The organism is Bacillus sp. FSL R10-2201 (genome assembly GCF_038008665.1).
In the GTDB taxonomy this organism is placed as follows: Bacteria; Bacillota; Bacilli; order Bacillales; family Bacillaceae_G; genus Bacillus_A; species Bacillus_A mycoides.
Genome location: NZ_JBBOZP010000001.1, coordinates 4834693 through 4854876, shown reverse-complemented (window position 1 = coordinate 4854876; position 20184 = coordinate 4834693). Strand labels below are relative to the sequence as shown.

The window sequence follows — 20184 nt, the reverse complement described above, 5'->3', positions numbered from 1 at the left end:
GAAACGCAGTCATATCAAGGGTGTAAGCGTATAATATAGTGGGTTTTCGTTGTCGATTTGATAAATTGCAGGTTTTTACAATTTATACTATGATAAGGATATTAACAGAAGATCGTATAAACATGAGGGATGATGAACATGAAACTTACAAAGATTCTTGTCCAAATTGCTGCTCTTTATGTATTTTATATGGTTGGAAATTGGGTGCAAGAAATGTTGAATCTTCCGATTCCAGGAAGTTTGATTGGGATGTTCCTCCTACTTGTTTTGCTTAGCCTAAAAGTACTTCCAGTGAAATGGTTTGATTTAGGAGCAGAAACACTCGTTGCTATTATGCCGTTTTTATTAATTCCGCCAACGCTTGGCTTAATGAATTACGGTGCTTTTTTTATGAGTAAAGGAATTTCCCTTTTCATTACAGTTGTAGCGAGTACGTTTTTAATTATTATTGTCGCAGGACATACAGGACAATATCTTGCGAATAGAAAGGAAAAAGAGACACAATGAGCCAAATATTAATCGGAATCGGTTGGGTTCTTTTTACGGTGCTATTATATCAATTATCTAAAAAAATCTACAAATTATTTCCAACACCATTTACCATTCCAATGCTTGTTGCAACAGGATTAATGGCTTTCTTATTTATAATGCTTGATATACCATATCAAAATTATATGGAAAGTGGTGGTGGCTGGATTGCGAAGCTATTAGGACCAGGTGTTGTAGCATTTGCAATCCCGCTTTATAAACAACGTCATGTTCTGCAAAAATATGTTGTACCAATTGCTGGTGGTGTATTAGTAGGTACAACAGTTGCTATTGCAAGTGATTTCGCTATCGCCACACTTATGGGAACAGATAAAAGCTTAATTTTATCTTCTTTACCAAAATCAGTGACAATGCCAGTTGCGATGAGTGTATCTGAACAAGTTGGTGGTGTCCCGTCCTTAACAGCGGCATTCGTCGTTATCGCAGGGATTACTGGAACGATTTCAGGACCAATTTTATTAAAATGGAGCCGTGTTACAAACTCAGTTGGTAAAGGGATTGGCTTTGGATGTGCGTCTCATATTATGGGTGTTATGAGAGCGATGAAAAATAATGAGCATGAAGGTGTTATTGGATCGGTAACAATGACATTAACAGCAATTTTGACATGTTTGCTTGGACCGTTATTCGCAATGATGTTCATGTAATAGAAGAAAAGCGAGAGCGATTCTATAGCTCTCGCTTTTCTATAGGATTTATGCTACATTTAAAATAACTGAATCTTTGTAGGAGGTACGCCAAGTGCATACGTTATTATCAGTTTTACTTATTATTGTATCGATTTTAATGATTGTTATGGTACTTATGCAGTCTAGTAATAGCTCAGGCCTTTCAGGCGCTATTTCAGGTGGTGCAGAGCAATTGTTTGGTAAGCAAAAAGCACGTGGAATTGAAGCGGTATTAAACCGTGTTACAGTTGTCTTAGCTGTACTATTCTTCGTACTAACAATTGGTGTTACGTACTTAAATTTATAAAATTAAAAGAAGAAGCGTTAGCGGATTATGCTAATGGTTCTTCTTTTTTTGATTTGTTATTCAAAAAAAGTTTCTAATTAGATTATAGAATTATAAATATGGTACACTAAGAATAGAAAGAATACGACTAGATTACAGAAGAGAAAGAGGAGAAGTACATGATGAAATTAGCATCTCCGAAACCATTTACATTTGAAGGTGGAGACCGCGCTGTTTTATTATTACATGGATTCACAGGGAACTCAGCTGACGTACGCATGCTAGGGCGTTTCTTAGAGAAGAAAGGCTATACTTGTCATGCGCCAATTTACAAAGGACACGGTGTACCACCAGAAGAGCTTGTTCAGACAGGCCCTGAAGACTGGTGGAAAGATGTAATGAATGCCTACCAGCATTTAAAAGATCAAGGTTACGAGAAAATAGCTGCGGTTGGATTATCATTAGGCGGAGTATTCTCATTAAAACTTGCTTATACATTACCGATTTTAGGTGTTGTACCAATGTGTGCACCGATGTACATTAAAAGTGAAGAAATTATGTACCAAGGTATATTGGCATATGCCCGCGAATATAAAAAGCGTGAGCAAAAATCACCAGAACGAATTGAGCAGGAAATGTTTGAATTTAAACAGACACCAATGAATACATTAAAAGCATTACAGGAGTTGATTCGTGACGTACGCAATAATGTTGATATGATTTATGCTCCAACATTCGTTGTACAAGCACGTCATGATGAGATGATTAATACAGATAGTGCTAACATTATTTATAACGGTGTAGAATCTACGTTAAAAGACATTAAATGGTATGAAGACTCTACGCATGTCATTACACTTGATAAAGAACGTGATGTGCTACATGAGGATGTATATAACTTCTTGGAGCAACTAGATTGGTAAGGTCTAGTTGCCTCTTTTTTTCATAAGGGAATTTTTATCCCGCTATTTGTGGGCTAATAATCAGTGGGGACGGACAAAAAACCACTGGTTAAAGTTACACTTTATGAAAGCTGTAAAAAATCATTGGGAGATGATTAAAGTTTCACTTTATACATCCCCCATCTTTCGGATACACTAAATAATATAAGGGTTTAAAGGAGGTATTTCTGCTTGGAAGAAATCATGCAAGAACATATTGATAAGTTGTTATTATTTATGAGGGAAGAAGCGTATAAACCGTTAACGATACAAGAATTAGAATCGGCATTTGGAATCGAAGGCTCTGAGGGCTTTAAAGATTTCGTAAAGGCACTTGTAATGATGGAAGAGAAGGGGCTTGTTATCCGCACACGTAGTAACCGCTACGGTCTTCCAGAAAAAATGAATTTAGTACGCGGTAAATTAATTGGGCACGCACGTGGTTTTGCGTTCGTCGTTCCAGAAGAGAAGAAAACAGGAGATGATGATCTTTTCATCCCGCCGACAGAATTAAATGGTGCACTTCATGGTGATACAGTATTAGCACGTGTTAGCGCACAATCAAGTGGATCACGCCAAGAAGGCGCGATTGTTCGTATTTTAGAGCGTGGAACGAAGGAACTAGTTGGTACATATACAGAGTCAAAGAACTTTGGATTTGTTATACCTGATAATAAACGCTGGACAAGTGACATTTTTATCTTGAAAAGTGCATCTATGGGCGCTGTAGAAGGCCATAAAGTAGTTGTAAAAATTACGGGCTACCCAGAGAACCGTTTAAGCGCAGAAGGTGAAGTTATTCAAATTCTAGGTCATAAAAATGACCCAGGAGTAGATATTTTATCTGTCATTCATAAACATCATTTACCTTTAGCATTCCCTGAAGAAGTGATGGAGCATGCAAACAGTGTACCAGAAACGATTTCAGAAGAAGATATAAAAGATCGTCGTGATTTACGTGATCAAATGATTGTTACAATTGATGGTGCGGATGCGAAAGACTTAGATGACGCTGTTACAGTAACGAAGCTTGAGAACGGTAACTATAAGCTTGGCGTTCATATTGCGGATGTAAGTCATTACGTTCAAGAAGGTTCTCCAATTGATGTTGAAGCAGCAGAGAGAGCAACGAGTGTATATCTTGTAGACCGTGTAATTCCGATGATTCCGCATCGTTTATCAAACGGTATTTGTTCATTAAATCCGAAAGTAGACCGTCTGACACTATCTTGTGAAATGGAAATCAACAATCTAGGTGATGTTGTAAAACACGAGATTTTCCAAAGTGTAATTAAAACGACAGAGCGTATGACCTATGCTGACGTAAGAAGCATTTTAGAAGATGAAGACGAAGCACTAATTGAACGTTACGAGCCGCTAGTACCAATGTTTAAAGAAATGGGGCAGTTAGCACAAATTTTACGTGAAAAACGTATGCGCCGTGGTGCGATTGACTTTGACTTTAAAGAAGCGAAAGTACTAGTAGATGAAGAAGGAAAACCGACTGATGTTGTAATGCGTGATCGTTCTGTATCAGAGAAGTTAATTGAAGAGTTTATGCTTGTTGCGAACGAAACAGTAGCGGAGCATTTCCACTGGATGAACGTACCGTTTATGTACCGTGTCCATGAAGATCCGAAAGAAGATAAGCTTGAGCGTTTCTTCGAGTTTGTAACAAACTTCGGATATGCAGTAAAGGGACGTGCGAATGAAATACACCCTCGTGCATTGCAGCAAATTCTTGAAATGGTTCAAGGTCAGCCGGAAGAAATAGTCATTTCAACAGTTATGCTTCGTTCTATGAAGCAAGCACGTTACGATTCGAACAGCTTAGGACATTTTGGTTTATCAACTGAGTTCTACACGCATTTCACATCGCCAATTCGTCGTTACCCAGATACGATTGTTCATAGATTGATTCGTGAATACATCATTAATGGTAAAGTAGACAACGAAACGCAAGCGAAATGGCGTGAAAACTTACCTGAGATTGCAGAGCACTCTTCTAATATGGAACGCCGTGCTGTTGAAGCAGAGCGTGAAACAGACGAAATGAAAAAAGCAGAGTATATGGTCGATAAGATCGGTGAAGAGTATGACGGTATGATTAGCTCTGTAACAAACTTCGGCTTATTCGTAGAGCTTCCAAATACAATTGAAGGTCTTGTACACGTTAGCTATTTAACAGATGATTACTACCGTTATGACGAAAAACATTTTGCGATGATCGGAGAACGTACAGGTAACGTATTCCGCATCGGTGACGAAATTACAATTCGTGTTATTAACGTAAATAAAGACGAGCGTGCAATCGACTTTGAAATCGTTGGCATGAAAGGCACACCTCGTCGTAAGTTCAAAGATCGTCCAGTTGTGATTGAACAGCCAAGAACAGGCAGAAAGAAACGCGGTGGACGTAGCGAACGTAGTAATGAGCGCGGTGGTGAACGCGGCACAGGAAGAAAGTTTGATCGTGGTGGACAAGGAAAAGGAAAAGCATCTGCATCTGCATCCACATCCGCTAGTCAGCCAGGGAAAAAAGATGGTAATAGTAATGGTAAGAAGAAAAAAGGATTCTTTGAAAATGTACCAGGATTCAAGAAGAAAAAGAAAAAGCGCAAGTAAGAAAAGAGTGGCTTCGCCTTACATTCTGAGCGAGCCACTTTCGCTTTTTGTTGAATCCAGCTACAGTGGCTAGAATGTTTGGTGGCTTCGCTTCTTCCCAGGAGGCAAAGAGCGCCTCAAGGTCAGAAGCTCCATCCACCTCACATTCTGAGCGAGCCACTTTCGCTTTTTGTTGAATCCAGCTACAGTGGCTAGAATGTTTGGTGGCTTCGCTTCTTCCCAGGAGGCAAAGAACGCCTCAAGGTCAGAAGCTCCATCCACCTCACATTCTGAGCGAGCCACTTTCGCTTTTTGTTGAATCCAGCTACAGTGGCTAGAATGTTTGGTGGCTTCGCTTCTTCCCAGGAGGCAAAGAGCGCCTCAAGGTCAGAAGCTCCATCCACCTCACATTCTGAGCGAGCCACTTTCGCTTTTTGTTGAATCCAGCTACAGTGGCTAGAATGTTTGGTGGCTTCGCTTCTTCCCAGGAGGCAAAGAACGCCTCAAGGTCAGAAGCTCCATCCACCTCACATTCTGAGCGAGCCACTTTCGCTTTTTGTTGAATCCAGCTACAGTGGCTAGAATGTTTGGTGGCTTCGCTTCTTCCCAGGAGGCAAAGAGCGCCTCAAGGTCAGAAGCTCCATCCACCTCACATTCTGAGCGAGCCACTTTCGCTTTTGGTTTACATTTGTTACAATGGTAAAAATAGAGGAGGGACGTTATATGCCAAAAGGTACAGGTAAGGTTATTGCGCAAAATAAAAAGGCATTTCATGATTATTTCATCGAAGAAACATACGAAGTAGGGCTTGTCCTTCAAGGAACGGAAATTAAGTCGATTCGCGCTGGACGCGTGAACTTGAAAGATGCGTTTGCACGTATACATAACGGTGAAGTATGGGTTCATAATATGCATATTAATACATATGAACAAGGGAATCGTTTCAATCACGATCCGCTACGTACAAGGAAGTTACTTCTTCATAAAAAAGAAATTGATAAGCTAGCAGGTTACGCAAAAGAAACAGGATATGCATTAGTTCCAGTTAGAATCTATTTGAAAAATGGATTTGCGAAAATGGCACTTGGTTTAGCAAAAGGTAAGAAGCAATATGATAAGCGTCACGATTTAAAAGAGAAAGAAGCTAAACGTGAAATTGCACGCGTGTTCCGTGATCGTCAAAAGATGTAATACAGATATTTACATTTGTAAAACGGCGCGCGTATGATATAATAACTTATGTAAGATTGTTGCACATTGAAAAACAGCTCTTAGTAGCTATCACGATATTTCTTCGTATGCTCCATTTTTATCATGGGGACGTTACGGATTCGACAGGGATAGTTCGAGCTTAGGTTGCGAGTCGAGGGGATCGGCCTCGTTAAAACGTCAAAGCCTATAATTGGCAAACAAAACAATCTTTCTTTAGCTGCTTAATTGCACTAAAGGTTCCTCCCTCCATCGTCCATGTGGTAGGGTAAGGGACTCAAACTAAGTGGACTACGCCGGAGTTCGCCGTCTGAGGGCGAAGGAAGAGAACAATCAGACTAGCAACTTGGAAGCCTGTCGATAGGCCGAAGAGTTCGCGAAATGCTAATATATCGACTACACTCGTAGAAGCTTAAGTGCCGATATTTTTGGACGTGGGTTCGACTCCCACCGTCTCCACCAATACATAACTGTTTGGTGGTTTTTTATTTTTGTAATTTAAACCATAAGTTGGCCATTTTGGACAATTTATGGTTTTATTTATATTAGGTCAGTTTATGGTTTATTGGTTCTGTTTTGGAAATATTTTTATTTATAAATTTCTGAAATAAATAAACTTTCTGAAAGTAAATAAAGATAATGGGAGGAGTTATAAATATGATTCTAGGAGAAATAACAGGAACAGATTGGGCATTTATTGCCACATTTTTTGTTACAGCTTGCGCGGGTATAATGGCACAATATGCTTCCCACCATTTCACAAAAAAGCGAGAAGAGGAAAAATCTTTAAAAGAATGTTATCAAAATCTGTATTCCCCAATTTTATATGAAGTAACAAAGTACATAGATATAGAAACCGTGTATAAGGGAGATATGTTAAAGGATAAATTTGAAAAGGAAACAGTTTTTGAAGGAATCAAAAAACATATTCAATTAAATTTAAAATATGCCCCAATTGAATTAATTCGTGCGTATGATGCGGTGAGAAGAAGCGAAATATACGAAGATTTTAAAGGTGATGAAGAAGCACTTACAAAAGCGGATTTATGTTTTACTTTTTTAGAGGAATTAAATTTTTTAAACGTGAAGCTGGATATGAACTATAGTTATGAGGAGATTTTAAAATATAGAATTTATTATAGTCTTTGGATTTTTGTATATGAGTACTCTGATTTCAATTTAGCTAATAATGTATTAAAGCATAAATGGACGTTTAATCAAGAAGAGTTCACTGAAGAACTAGTGGTGGAGATTGTTCAATTAATAAAGAAGGATAAATCTGAAAGAGTTTCAACAATGAAGTATTTCATAAATAATCTTTTAGTTCGTATAATTGCAGAAAAAAATAAAGATGCATTCCAACCTACTGAAGATTTGCATCAATTGTTACTTGAATTTATTAAAATGGAATTGAATTCTGATTTGGTACAGTCTTGGAATCAAGAATTAAAATTATAAAAAATAAACAAAATTGGTTATAAAGAGAAGTATAAGGTATCTTTCTCTTTTTTAGTGTATTTAATAGGTATGTTTATATCAAAAAGATGGTATGTGTGGGTAGGAATTCGTTATTGAATGGAGCATAGAATAAAAAGATACTTTCATATAGACGGTATCTAATTTTTAACTAGACAGAAAAGAGACCGTAATTGGTACGGCCTCAAAGTGTTATGTATTATATTGAAAATTAATTTGAATTTCAAATTTTTGATTTGATGAATTCCAAATTTCTATCTACCATCCATCAACAGGAATGTCGTCGTAACCATCAGAATATCTTTGGCCATCAAATTTTTCAACCAATGAAAAGCTGTAATCATGGTCTTTCTGTAATATAATATTTCTAACATCTCGACGATTATTTTTGTTAACATTCATTGTATATTCTCTAAGTGCTTCATGGTTGTAGTTGGAGAAAAGGTTACTCCCATATACATTATCTTCGATTTTAAAAAAAGTAACTGAGTTATTTTTCTCCATCATACCCCCAAAAACTTCGGCATGGTTTTTATTTTTAAAAATAATTTTTTTAATTCCATTAGTTGAGTTTCGAGCAATAACTGTTAAATCTATATGAATTTGACGTTGAGTTTTGTCATTATGGAGAAAATATCTCCATGATGCATTATCGTAGTAAACATCTTAGCTAGGAGTAGGATCCTTTTAAAAAAATACATTATAAATTGTTGTACCAGTATTAATAACACCAAGAGTTAATCCAGCAATTGCAATAAAAGTTGTAACAGACAAATCAAGGCCCCTAAAAAATAGTTATAGTACTTAATTTGCTATGATATTGAAAATGTTAATTAATTGTATTAATTTAATAAAAGGATTAAAATATATTGAACAACACAAAAAGGCACCTTAAAAAGGTACCTTTTTTGATGAGCCTGACGGGAATCGAACCCGTACGTCCGAGGACACCCGCTTGCAAGGCGGGCGCGTCTGCCAGTTCCGCCACAGGAATTTTATAATATCATATTTTTTGAATTTTGTAAACAATCTTTCCTTTTTAGATTGTAAAAAGAAATGATTGTTTAACAAGATAAATTTAACTTTTTATTGGTTTAATGTGTCGAAGTTGCTAATTTATTGTAAAATTATTACTATGGAATATTGATATTTGAATTAATATTTTTTGGGGGAGATTAAATTTGTTAACTCATGCTACACTTAGAAATATCTTTAAACAGGATTTTGAAAAATTCTTTAGATCTTATCAAGTTCCTGGGCGCTCTGTACGTATTATTCCAGAAGCTGGACAGGATAGATATACACCTATTCAGAATATGATAAAAGAAGAGTTAGAATCTGGAGAATATTTCTCTGAGGAGAATATTGATACCTTTATGTATCAACAATTATTTTATTCAACAAATAATTGGCATTATGTGTACCAAAATAATGAATGCGTATTTAATAAGGATACGCCATTAGAAGATATTATTTCTTTATTAGAAAGCAGAACGGAGCTTCAATATAATAGATTACTTATTAGTGATATTGAAACTGAAAAATATTCATTATGTACAACTAGAATAGAAAGTAATAACGATAATCTGAAGAGTATCAATTTTATAGTTAAAATTGGGAATGTAGAATTGAATTCGGAAAAATACAATTTTTTCTCAGCCATTACTGTTGATATGGAACATAATTTAGTTATTATTAGATTTAATCAAAATCTGTTGGATAATTTTGAACTGGACCCATTAGATGTTCTTACTCATTTGAAAGATTTATTGAATGGTTTCGTGCAACAAGGTGAAGAAATTAATCCATTTGAACCACTAGGTTTAAATATTATAGGATTTAATGAAGAAGTACCAAAAAAAATTATCTCGTCACTGTTTAAAGAACTGAGTTCTGAAGCTGAAGACATTTTAAATGCGCGTGTTCCAGAGAATACGGATAATGATATAAGGGGATTCTTAGTAGAAAAAGGTCTTCCTAGTGAAGAGGATTATATTCAGCAAATAAAATCTGTAATTTATCAAGATATTTCTCAAACGTGTGCAAATACAATATTTGCAAATGGATGGGTTTTTAGATTTGTTTTTCGAGAAGGGCAATTAACTCGCGCCTCTTCTAGAACAGATGATAGAAGTCCTATATATGGATCTAAAGTATATTGGCATTTAAAAGAGCTTATTTTTAAGAGTGATGAAATGTATGAAGCGGGCTTCTTATGGTATTTAGAGAATCCAGACAATACAGAAGACCCGAAATATGTTGAAGTAAGATTAGAGTCGCGAAGTGACTCTTTGATTTTACATTATTACCATAAAATGAGAACTCCAGATAGAAAGGAGAAAGAAGATTTTGTATTACGAAAAATTAACTCATATTTTTAAAATAACAGATCTTCAGGATTTATTCCCTCAAATTTCAGTTGATGAGTTTGACCAATTCATCAGATCGGAACAGTTAAAAAACGGAAAATATATAAGCCCATATAAATTTGCTCTAGAACAGAATATAACCGTAAATGAAAGTGTAAAGTTTTTTATGTATTTTACAGGTGATCAAGGGATTTTTGATATTGTTTCTTACGCAGAATGTTCTAGACCGTCGTGTTTTAATAACAGAATTTATTTTGATATTGATAGTATAGATGATCAAATATTTTGTGAAGAATGTGGGAAAATTTATTTATTTGATACTATAAAGAGACATATTAAAATTTTATTTAGACTCAAAGAATCAATAAAAATTCCAGACAAAGTCCAAAGGATTTCTCGTAAGGATCCAAGCTCAACATATGAGGCTTTAAGGGAGTTGCCACCACATTTAAAGGGAGAATCCCCTTCATCTTTAAATAATGCCCCGACAGGTGATGAGGGGGATGAAATGAGTGTAGGAGTTGATTTAGAGGTGGTTTTAGAAAGTGCACAAGAAGTTGGAATGCCTATTATACCAACTGTTGAGAAGTTTAAAAATAAGATAAAATCATTGGCAGGTTAACAAGTATGAAGAAAGTTTTGAATAGAACTAGCTTTATTTTTGGTTTATTAATGGGGAGTTTTATATCGATATTTATAGTAATGTTTATTTTACGTGATAAATTTGAAAAACCGTGGGATACAATTTGGACTAGTTCTTTAGGTTTTATTGGTACAGTGATAGGAAGTTGTATAGGTGGGTTAGTTGCTTATCGTGTTGCTGTGGAGCAGGTAAATGCTCAAGTTAAAAATGAGGAAGATAAACAAAAAAGTCTTCAGGATAGGTTGGGAAATAGAATCCACGGTGAGCTGCAGAATAATGCGGAGTTTGTTGAGAAGCTAAAAGAACTTCTTGTGGAAATGAAGGATGATTTTGAAGAATTGTCTAAGGAGATTTCAAAAGAAAACCCGGAAATTTTAGAAGGGATTATTGTGCTTATATCACAAATAGAAACAGACTTATTACTACAACTTCGCTCAGAATTATTTGATATAAGGTATGTTGATTTGCATAAAAAGATAGAGGTATTGGATAAGATAAAGAAAAATGCTGAAAATTTACAAAAACAGAAAGTACCAATGTATATTGCTATTACACTAAAAAGATTATTGAAACTTTCAGAAGAGTACATTCAACTACATAGCATATAGCATAATAGCATATAGCGTATATTGGTTACGCGAAAAAGAGACCGTAGAATATAACGGTCTCTTTTTATTTTGAGCTTGAAATTTTTGGTCAATATACGGTTAAATCTTTGGATAGTTGTCTATATTTTTAATAATAGCATTAAAGGAGGTAATTAATTGTCGCATCATTTGATCAGAAGTCGATTATACGGTTTATGCCCAAAGAGAAGAGATACCCCATTTGTAGAATCCTTGTTGAGTTATCTTATTAGACTAGCGGAAGCGCATGCTGTTCATTTGGGAGATTTATTGGCTTACGAGATAGCACCTATATTAGGGAAAACATATTTGTTAAACAGTATAGATAGGGGCGGAAATCGTTTTTATGATGGTGCAAGAACAATTAATGGTACTGAAAAAAATGCAAAAGATATGGTAACTGCTTTAGAATGTCTTACAGGAACAGGAAACTTAGAAGAGTTAACTCTATCAAAGTTTAGAGAGATTTTTCCTGCTAGAGGCTTAATAAGAAAGAGTTTGGCTTGGTGTCCTGAATGTTTGAATGAGTTAATAGAGAAGGACTCTTTGTATTACCCATTAATCTGGTGTATGACAGCTTACAATGTATGTACAAATCATAAAAATTATTTAAATGAAGAATGCCGTACTTGTAATAAGTTAATTCCGTTCTTGCATAGAAAGAGTAGGGTTGGTATATGCCCTTATTGTCAATCACAACTTTTTAAACCACTTAATACCCTCCAATTTATAGACCACAAAGATTATTATATTTCTCAAAGTGTAGAAAACTTTTTTAAAGATGAAAGCAAAGAAAATAAGTTTAGGCTCTATTCGCTATATGGAAATCTATCCTCTATCCTCCATGCCAGTTTTGATGGAAATATAAAGCAGTTTGCTAATCGCATAGGTGTACCAAAAACAACAGCTTGGGGGTGGCTAAATAAAGAAGTTATTCCACCGTTAAATAAGGTTCTAGAAATTGCGTATATTCTAAAGATTCCAGCACAAGTCTTGTATACAGAGCATAAAAAGATACAGATAACACCTAATGTATTAGTTGGGAATATAAAACAAGCAGCACAAAAAAGAGAAAACTTTATGTTAAGTAATGAAGAAGTGAGTACTTATCTGAGTAAAACAGAAAGAGAACAGTTTGGTGTGAAGGCAATAGTTGATATTGCTAAAGACTTAAAATGTAGTACGAAATTTCTCTATACTAACTTTCCTGAAGAGTGTAAGAAAATTTCAAACCGTAATTATCAAATAAAAACTGAAGCAAAATCTCTGTATCTGTCTACTTTAAAAGAGCAGATACAAGAAGTCTGTTATAACTATTTTTCACAAGGTGTTTTTCCTACTAGAAAATTATTAGAGGAAGAATTAAACTTACCATTCCTTTTTAAAAATCGTCCAATGAAAGAGTATTTCTATCAAGTGCGTTTAGAAATAGAAAAACAATTCATTATTTCGAAGGGGAGAATATATGTTACAAGAGGCTGAATTTATTAAGTGGTGTAAGGAAAATGAATTGTCTGTCCCAGCCCAAGATTTAATTAATAAGATCAGAACATCCCCGCCTAGTAGAAAGGTACAAAGCGGACGAGGGAATGTATCAGGTGTTTATCCCAGCAGAAAAATGGGGGTGACTATTCAATTTGAAAGCCATAAGGTTGAGCTAAATGCAATATATAAAATGGAGTATGATTCTTCAGTTTTAGAATACTATGATCAACCTAATACAGTTTTTTTGGAATACATGTCTAAGAATAATCGTAAGGTTTCGGTTAATTCTACTCCAGATTTTTTCGTTATAAGAGAAAATGAGGCCGGATGGGAAGAGTGGAAAACAGAAGAAGAGCTTTTAAAATTAAGTCAACAATCCCCTAATAGATATGTTAAAGATTTAGAAGGGAATTGGAGATGCCCACCAGGAGAAAAATTTGCAAATAGATTTGGTTTGAAGTTTTATTTAAGGAGTTCTAAAGAAATTAATTGGAATTTTTCTAGAAATATTCAAATACTTGAGGACTACATAAATGTATCAAAATGCCTAGAAATAGATGAACAGAAAATAAAATTAATTCAAGATATTCTATCCTCAAAATATGGTATTACAATTGAGGATATTTTGAAATCTTATAGTACCTTAACTGTAGATGACATTTATAATATGATTGCTCAAAATCATATTTATGTTGATTTATACAAATATATTTTAATTGAACATCAAGAGGTTCCTTTGTTTTTAAATAAAGATTTATCAAAGATATATGAAATGACTTTTGCTGAAAATGCTACTAGTGAAGAAGCGTATAAATTAACATCTACTCGTCTTAAACAAGGTACTAGGTTAATATGGGACGGGAAAATATACTGCGTTATAAATGTCGGAAGTAATAATATATCGTTGGTAGATGAAGAAGATGTTTTAGTTAACGTTTCTCAAAAAAATTTTAAGATTCTTAATGAGAGAGGTGCCATTCAATTTCTAGACCAGAGTAATAGCGTAGACGAACAACAGGAATATAAACAAATTTTATTAGAAGGCGCTTCCCCAAAAGATATTGAAGAAGCTTATGAGCGATATGAGTTGTTGAAGATTTACAATCAAGGGGCTGAAACCACTGAATACAGTAATAGAACAGTAAGAAGATGGAGAAAATCGTTTGAAGAAGCTGAAAGGTTATATGGTAATGGTTTTTTAGGTTTGTTATCACAAAAGAAGCATAGAGGAAATAGGGTTTCAAAAATTGAGAAGGTTGTTCAGGAATTAATAAAAGAGGTTATAGAAACACACTACCATAACATTAAGCAGCTGAATGTAAAAGCTATATATAGTTTATTTGAAGAGAAATGTAAGAGGAAAGGTCTTAGTATTCCTAGTTATGTAACATTCACGAAATACGTTAATAGTTACTCAAACTATGAAACAGTAAAAAGTAGGAAAGGTAAAAGAGCCGCGTATCCAATAGAGCATTGGTATTTAGAGATACATACTCCTAAACATGGTGATAGACCTTTTGGAATTACACATATTGATCATACAGAATTAGATATTGAGCTTGTATTGATGGATGGAAAAGAAAGGATTACTCGTAGACCATATCTTACGTTATTAATGGACGCATATTGCAGGAGGATTTTAGCGCATTATATAACTTTTGATCCACCGAGTCATCGTTCAATTATGATGGTTTTACGAGAATGTGTAAGAAGAAATTTCCGATTACCTCATCACATTGTAGTTGATGGTGGAAAAGAATTTCATAGCTTATATTTTGATGTATTATGTGCTCAAAATAGGATGATAAAAAAGAAAAGACCACCAGCTAAAGCTAGGTTTGGAAGTGTTATAGAACGTTTATTTGGAACAACTAACTCTTCTTTTATACACAATTTGCAAGGGAATACTCAGCTGACAAAAGAGGTAAGAGTTGTTACGAAGAGTACAAATCCAAAAAACTCTGCAATCTGGACATTAGAAAAATTAAATAATTTGTTTTATGAGTGGATTGAGCACTATGAAAATACGTTACATGCTGGATTAGGGACAACACCTAAAAAACAGTTTGAGCTAGGAATTGCATTAGGAGGCAAGAGAGAAATGAATTTTATTTCATATGATCAAGCCTTAATTTTATCAACTTTGCCATCTACGCCTAGAGGAAAAGGTTTAGTCCAGCCAGGTAAAGGAGTTGTTTTTAATAATGTTTGGTATTGGAATGAAGAGTTTAAAAATCCAAAAACGGAAAAAACAAAGGTTAATTTAAAGTATGATCCTTTTAATGTCGGAATCTTATATGCGTATGTAAATAAGAGGTGGATTAAGTGCATATCAGAATATCATTATCTTCTTGATGGAAAAACGCATAAACAACTGCAATGTATTACAGAAGAAATTAGATATAAATTGAATATTAAAGGAAGAGTAAATTTAAAACACGTAGCAAGTTTTATAACAACAATTGAAAATCATGAGAAAGTAATGAATCAAGCTTTAATAGAGAAAGAAAACCGAAAATCTCGTATTACTTTTGAAGAAATTGGATTGAAAGAGAATATAGCTTCTCAAAAATCCAATTTTGATTCAAGAAAAATTGATGTGAATAATATTCCAAACTTCAAAGTCATTGAAGACTAAAAATATTAATGAAGAGGGGTGGGGAATTTGGTTGAAAATATGTTACCTACAGGGAAACAAACTTTAGAAGAGAAAGTAAATAAGTTTAAAAGGGTAAAGATAATCCATCCTAAAATGAATCAAGTAATGTCGGAACTTAAATCATTGATAGAGAAACCTTCTGGTAATGAAATCATTATGGTTTTGGGACCATCAGGTGTTGGGAAATCAACGCTTATAGAGGAATTAAAAAAAGAAATTATAAATAACTTATTTGATGAATTAGAGAAGAAGAGGTCTATTCTTCCTTTTGTATCCATAGAACTTATATCTCCTGATAGTGGTATTTTTAATTGGAAGGATTTTTATGTAAGAGTACTGCGAGCTATGGAAGAGCCATTAATTGAAAAGAAAATTATATATGAAAATAATAGCGAACCAAAAAAGAGGGATAAGGTAACAGTGGGACAGGGGCATTATTTAACTTCTCCGGCGCTAAGAAGGTCAGTAGAAAATGCTTTTTATTATCGGAAACCAAAAGTGTTTATTGTTGATGAAGCTCAGCATTTTACTAAAGTGCCGTCAGCAAGAAAGTATTTGGATCAGCTAGACTCACTTAAATCATTATCTAATCTTACAAAAGTTCCATAATTACTAGTTGGTACATACGAACTTAAGAACTTTGTAAATTTAAATGGGCAACTAGCGAGAAGAACCTTTGACATACATTTCCCTAGGTATGACATATCTAATGAACAAGATTTCATCAATTATTTAGGTGTTATTAAAGGGCTTTTTGAATATCTCCCTATAGAAACATCATCTTCATTATTGGGAAATTGGGATTATTTATACGAAAGAACAGTAGGATGTGTAGGGATATTAAAGGATTGGTTAACAAGAGCGCTGAGGTTAGCTTTAGAAAATAATGAGAAATCATTAAAAATTCAACATCTTAGAAATACGGCTCTTTCTATAAATAAGGTATCTAAACTTGTTGATGAACTTTCACAGGGAGAGGCTTGTTTCATAGAGAATTCAGATAAGATATTGGATGTAAGGATAAAGCTAGGCCTTGATAATGAAAATGTAAATCAAAAGGGTAATTCAAAGAAAAAGAATGTTGGTATTAGAAATCCTAAAAGAGATAAAATAGGCGGAATGAAGGATGAATAATATTAAAATATTTGAAGAAAAACAAGCTGTTTATTCATTGTCGAAAAGGAGTGAGTTTTATGCCTTGGAACCTATAGGAATTGGAACAGATAGGGTAGAAGGGCTAGTAAGTTATTTAAGAAGGTTAGCGGATGCTCATAATGTAACATTACATGCCTTAGTTTCTTATATAATTAAATTACATCCAAATCAATCCGTACATCTAAATTCTACCTATTATCCGATATTGAGGAATGGTATGAGTAAAACGATGGGGCTCGTTGTAGAATCGCTGGAAGAACTAAGGTTAATTACTAACCCAAAAAATATGACAATGTTACCATGGGAAAATGTAATGAGTTATTCAAATTTATTTACAAAAGAAAAAAAATGGTGTCCGATTTGTTTAGAGGAATGGAAAAATAATGGAATAAAGTGTTATGAGCCATTAGTATGGGGAATAAATTTATTAAATATTTGTTCTCAGCACAATGTAAAGTTACATCAGTTTTGTTCAAATGTAGAATGTAAGGCTTCTCAGTCGTCACGTCATGAAAAACTACCAATAGAATATTGTCAAATTTGTAATCAATGGCTTGGTATTAATAAAAATTTAGAATTAAAATTTGTTAACAAGGATATAGAAGAATGGAATGTATGGGTTGCTGATAACTTAGGAGAAATGGTAATTAAAATTTCTGATCTAAAAATACCTAAAAATAATCAAGTATATGGCATTATAGATAAGTGGATACAGGATTTTTTTCAAGGAGATAGAAGGCGTTTTTGTTATGAAATACAAATTGACAATAGTAGGCTTCAGTTAATTGAACGCGGAAACTATAGATTATCATTAAACTCTCTTTTATTATTAAGTTATCGGACAAAATTAAAATTAAATGATTTATTCTATTATGGTATAGAATCTTAAAAAGGCTAATTTTTTGTTCGTTTTGTGTAGAATGACAATAAAGTTGTTTAATTCACAACATAGTCATTTAAAAAATAATAAAGTTATTTAAAAATCTTTCTTTCAAGCGGTCAAAAGGTATTTTCAACTTAGTACAGAACTATATCATAGTAGGTTGACATAAAATAGGTTGGATAAAATTGATATGAATAGGGAGAAAAATACCGATGGATTGCTTAGTTGCAAAGGGTAGTATTTATTATGAAATCGTAGGGAATGGCTTTCCAATATTAATAATGCATTCAATGGGTACAGACCATAAATCTATGAAAGCCTGGATAGAGCCAATTTTTGATAAGATTCAGGGTTTTCAAAGGATATATATAGATTTACCTGCTCACGGTCGAAGTTTAATTGACGAAAATTTCAACTCTTCAGACGATATGCTTTTAAATATTTTGAACTTTATTGATATGACAATTCCTAACCAAGCATTTTCTCTTATTGGTTTTTCATTTGGAGGATATTTGGCACAAGGTGTTTTGCACCATAGACATAAAAATGTAAAGAGTATTTGTTTGCTGGCTACTTCACTTCATTTGAAAGATAGGGATCTTCCTAAAAAAATAGTTGTTACAAAAGATGAAGATTTATTAACAGAATTGGATTCTGATATAAGAATGGCTTTTGAAACATTGATGAATTATCAAAATAAAGAGAACCTTAACTACTTTTTAAACGAAATCCAACCTGGACGATTATTAGCTAATAAAAATTTTTTAATGTCAAATTGGAGAGAGAAAGGGTATTTTCTTTCTGAAGAACCGCTTAATGATGTAGGGACACTTACACAACCTGTACTCATTATTCTAGGGAAACAAGATTCAATCTGTGGTTATAAAGATCATCTTTTTCTTCTAGAAAAATTTCCGAATGCTACGTTTTCCATTTTAGATGGTGCTGGTCACATGCTTCAAATAGAAAAACGTAAAATAGTACAAGAACTAATCAAAGACTGGCTAATTAGGAGCAATTCGGTTTGCGAATCAAGCAAGTAAATACAATCGATCACTTTTTTAGCCAAATTTCCATATCTGTTGCTTGTCAGTTCATTTTGTTGTTCTTCAACTAACAGGTGCTTTAGCTTAATAAGGATTAAATAACTTTATTATTGATTTTTGAGTGCAAATGCAATTAAATGGATAGAAATTAAACAACTTTAAAGAGCCTTAGTACAATAAAATGTGCAAGGCTTTTATATATTTCATAACAAAATTCAATAACTTTATTATCACTTTACATTTTGGTCATTATACGATTAAATAATTAAGTTTTGAACATTATATGGTTAATAAGAATTAAGATATGTTATGAAATTTATTAAATACAAGCTGATAGTTGGCCAATTTATGATTTAATAATTGGCCATTATATAGTTTAAGTTACAATTTTGTATGATATGAACCATAACTTTGCCAGAGTGGCGGGGGGATGGTTCTTTTTGTTTTGTGGTTTTATAAAATGCTTAAGTTGAGGACGGTACCCTTGAAACAGAAACTGAGGGAATAGTTATTGATAATAAGCAGCTAGATAATATAGTTGCTCTTAATGATTAAATAATATGTATTTAAATCTTCATATATTTTGTGTTTTTATCCATATCTATTGTAAGATTATATAGAGTTCTCCTAATAAGCTGTTATAATGGCTTTTTTTAGGGATTTAATATTTATAAATCTTAAATTATTTTTTGGAGATAACTTTTTATCCAACTAAGTTATATTGAAGTAGAGGTGAACCATCGGTGAAGCAGGTGTTAGTAATTAAGAATGAACGGTCTTTTGCAAAGAAAATCGTAAGCGGTCTAACGCAAGAGGGCTATTTCATTTTAAAACTTCACAATGAAAACCAAGGTTTAAATATAGTATATGAACAAGATTGGGATATTATCATATTGGATTGGGATTCATTAAGTATATCGGGACCAGAAATTTGTAGACAAATACGACTTGTTAAAACGACACCGATAATTATTGTGACCGACAATATTTCTAGCAAGGATTGTATAGCAGGGCTACAAGCAGGAGCAGATGATTATATTAGAAAACCATTTGTGAAAGAAGAATTAGTAGCGAGGGTTCAAGCTATTTTAAGGAGAAGTGACTGTATCCAGCAAAATGAGACAAACTTTTTTCAGTTTAAAGATCTCTTTGTTGATGCATCTAGCAATATTGTGAAAAAAGGTGGTAAAAATCTCACGCTTACTAAGCGCGAGTACGATTTACTTGTATTTTTAATCAAGAATAAAAACACAATATTGAGCCGTGAAATGCTTTTGAACCAGGTTTGGGGATATAACGTAGTAGTCAATCCCAATGTAGTGGATTTATATATTGGGTATGTAAGAAAAAAATTAAAGTGCGAGAAGAGAGATAGATATATTCAAACGATACATGGCAGGGGCTATTCAATGATTGAATGATAAAATAAGATAATAGGTAAAGTACAGTTTTTTCTATTAAACCTGATAATCAAATAGTTTCTGTGAAATATTAAAAGACGGAAACTATAAAAAGAAGATTGCTACCAGGCAATGGATTATGAAAAAATTAGCTATTCATGGGCATTTTTTTTGCAGTAGAAATC

At 33.7% G+C, this 20184-nt stretch carries 18 protein-coding genes and 1 other RNA gene; 18 read left to right on the top strand and 1 reads right to left on the bottom strand.

Going from position 1 to position 20184, the window contains the following annotated elements; genetic code table 11:
• The first annotated feature begins 129 nt into the window (after positions 1-129).
• The 8 genes from NSQ69_RS25310 (at position 130) to NSQ69_RS25275 (ending at position 7715) form a co-directional block, all read left to right on the top strand.
• Positions 130-507, top strand: coding sequence for a CidA/LrgA family holin-like protein (locus tag NSQ69_RS25310; protein WP_002016064.1), 378 nt, complete (start codon positions 130-132; stop codon positions 505-507).
• A complete protein-coding gene (locus NSQ69_RS25305; RefSeq protein ID WP_002129877.1) occupies positions 504-1196 on the top strand; it encodes an LrgB family protein in 693 nt (230 codons plus the stop codon). The genes NSQ69_RS25310 and NSQ69_RS25305 overlap by 4 nt, the downstream gene beginning before the upstream one ends.
• A 94-nt stretch (positions 1197-1290) precedes the next feature.
• Complete coding sequence (gene secG, locus NSQ69_RS25300) at positions 1291-1524, top strand: preprotein translocase subunit SecG (RefSeq protein ID WP_002016062.1); 234 nt, start codon at positions 1291-1293, stop codon at positions 1522-1524.
• A 161-nt stretch (positions 1525-1685) separates the two neighbouring features.
• The gene (locus NSQ69_RS25295; RefSeq protein ID WP_341099789.1) at positions 1686-2426 is read left to right on the top strand and encodes an alpha/beta hydrolase; all 741 of its coding nucleotides are present in this window, start codon (positions 1686-1688) and stop codon (positions 2424-2426) included.
• Between the two features lie 222 nt (positions 2427-2648).
• Entirely contained in the window at positions 2649-5069 is a 2421-nt protein-coding gene (gene rnr, locus NSQ69_RS25290; protein WP_370458377.1) for a ribonuclease R, read from the top strand.
• A 702-nt stretch (positions 5070-5771) separates the two neighbouring features.
• Positions 5772-6239 (top strand): SsrA-binding protein, encoded by a 468-nt coding sequence (gene smpB, locus NSQ69_RS25285; protein WP_002034685.1) that lies wholly within the window; start codon positions 5772-5774, stop codon positions 6237-6239.
• A gap of 125 nt (positions 6240-6364) precedes the next feature.
• Positions 6365-6719: a transfer-messenger RNA gene (ssrA, locus tag NSQ69_RS25280) on the top strand.
• A 195-nt stretch (positions 6720-6914) separates the two neighbouring features.
• Positions 6915-7715 (top strand): hypothetical protein, encoded by an 801-nt coding sequence (locus tag NSQ69_RS25275; protein WP_341099788.1) that lies wholly within the window; start codon positions 6915-6917, stop codon positions 7713-7715.
• Between the two features lie 276 nt (positions 7716-7991).
• Here the strand turns inward: NSQ69_RS25275 and NSQ69_RS25270 are convergent, their stop codons facing one another.
• The gene (locus NSQ69_RS25270; RefSeq protein WP_341099787.1) at positions 7992-8237 is read right to left on the bottom strand and encodes a hypothetical protein; all 246 of its coding nucleotides are present in this window, start codon (positions 8235-8237) and stop codon (positions 7992-7994) included.
• Positions 8238-8914: 677 nt separating this feature from the next.
• Here NSQ69_RS25270 and NSQ69_RS25265 point away from each other — a divergent pair.
• From NSQ69_RS25265 to NSQ69_RS25220, 10 genes are all read left to right on the top strand, one after another.
• The gene (locus tag NSQ69_RS25265) at positions 8915-10114 is read left to right on the top strand and encodes a hypothetical protein (protein ID WP_074790263.1); all 1200 of its coding nucleotides are present in this window, start codon (positions 8915-8917) and stop codon (positions 10112-10114) included.
• The gene (locus tag NSQ69_RS25260) at positions 10083-10724 is read left to right on the top strand and encodes a hypothetical protein (protein ID WP_341099785.1); all 642 of its coding nucleotides are present in this window, start codon (positions 10083-10085) and stop codon (positions 10722-10724) included. The genes NSQ69_RS25265 and NSQ69_RS25260 overlap by 32 nt, the downstream gene beginning before the upstream one ends.
• Before the next feature lie 5 nt (positions 10725-10729).
• Positions 10730-11353, top strand: a complete 624-nt coding sequence (locus NSQ69_RS25255) for a hypothetical protein (RefSeq protein WP_341099783.1) — start codon at positions 10730-10732, stop codon at positions 11351-11353.
• A gap of 234 nt (positions 11354-11587) precedes the next feature.
• The gene (locus NSQ69_RS25250; protein WP_341099782.1) at positions 11588-12853 is read left to right on the top strand and encodes a TniQ family protein; all 1266 of its coding nucleotides are present in this window, start codon (positions 11588-11590) and stop codon (positions 12851-12853) included.
• On the top strand, positions 12837-15494 hold the full coding sequence (locus NSQ69_RS25245) for a Mu transposase C-terminal domain-containing protein (protein WP_341099781.1): 2658 nt from the start codon (positions 12837-12839) through the stop codon (positions 15492-15494). Before NSQ69_RS25250 ends, NSQ69_RS25245 begins: the two co-directional genes overlap by 17 nt.
• A 27-nt stretch (positions 15495-15521) precedes the next feature.
• Positions 15522-16124 (top strand): AAA family ATPase, encoded by a 603-nt coding sequence (locus NSQ69_RS25240; protein WP_341099780.1) that lies wholly within the window; start codon positions 15522-15524, stop codon positions 16122-16124.
• Positions 16125-16304: 180 nt separating this feature from the next.
• The gene (locus tag NSQ69_RS25235; RefSeq protein ID WP_341099779.1) at positions 16305-16649 is read left to right on the top strand and encodes a hypothetical protein; all 345 of its coding nucleotides are present in this window, start codon (positions 16305-16307) and stop codon (positions 16647-16649) included.
• The gene (locus NSQ69_RS25230) at positions 16642-17559 is read left to right on the top strand and encodes a TniQ family protein (protein WP_341099778.1); all 918 of its coding nucleotides are present in this window, start codon (positions 16642-16644) and stop codon (positions 17557-17559) included. The genes NSQ69_RS25235 and NSQ69_RS25230 overlap by 8 nt, the downstream gene beginning before the upstream one ends.
• A gap of 206 nt (positions 17560-17765) precedes the next feature.
• A complete protein-coding gene (locus NSQ69_RS25225; protein ID WP_088010265.1) occupies positions 17766-18596 on the top strand; it encodes an alpha/beta fold hydrolase in 831 nt (276 codons plus the stop codon).
• A gap of 746 nt (positions 18597-19342) precedes the next feature.
• Positions 19343-20020, top strand: coding sequence for a response regulator transcription factor (locus NSQ69_RS25220; RefSeq protein ID WP_002034688.1), 678 nt, complete (start codon positions 19343-19345; stop codon positions 20018-20020).
• The last annotated feature ends 164 nt before the right edge of the window (positions 20021-20184 follow it).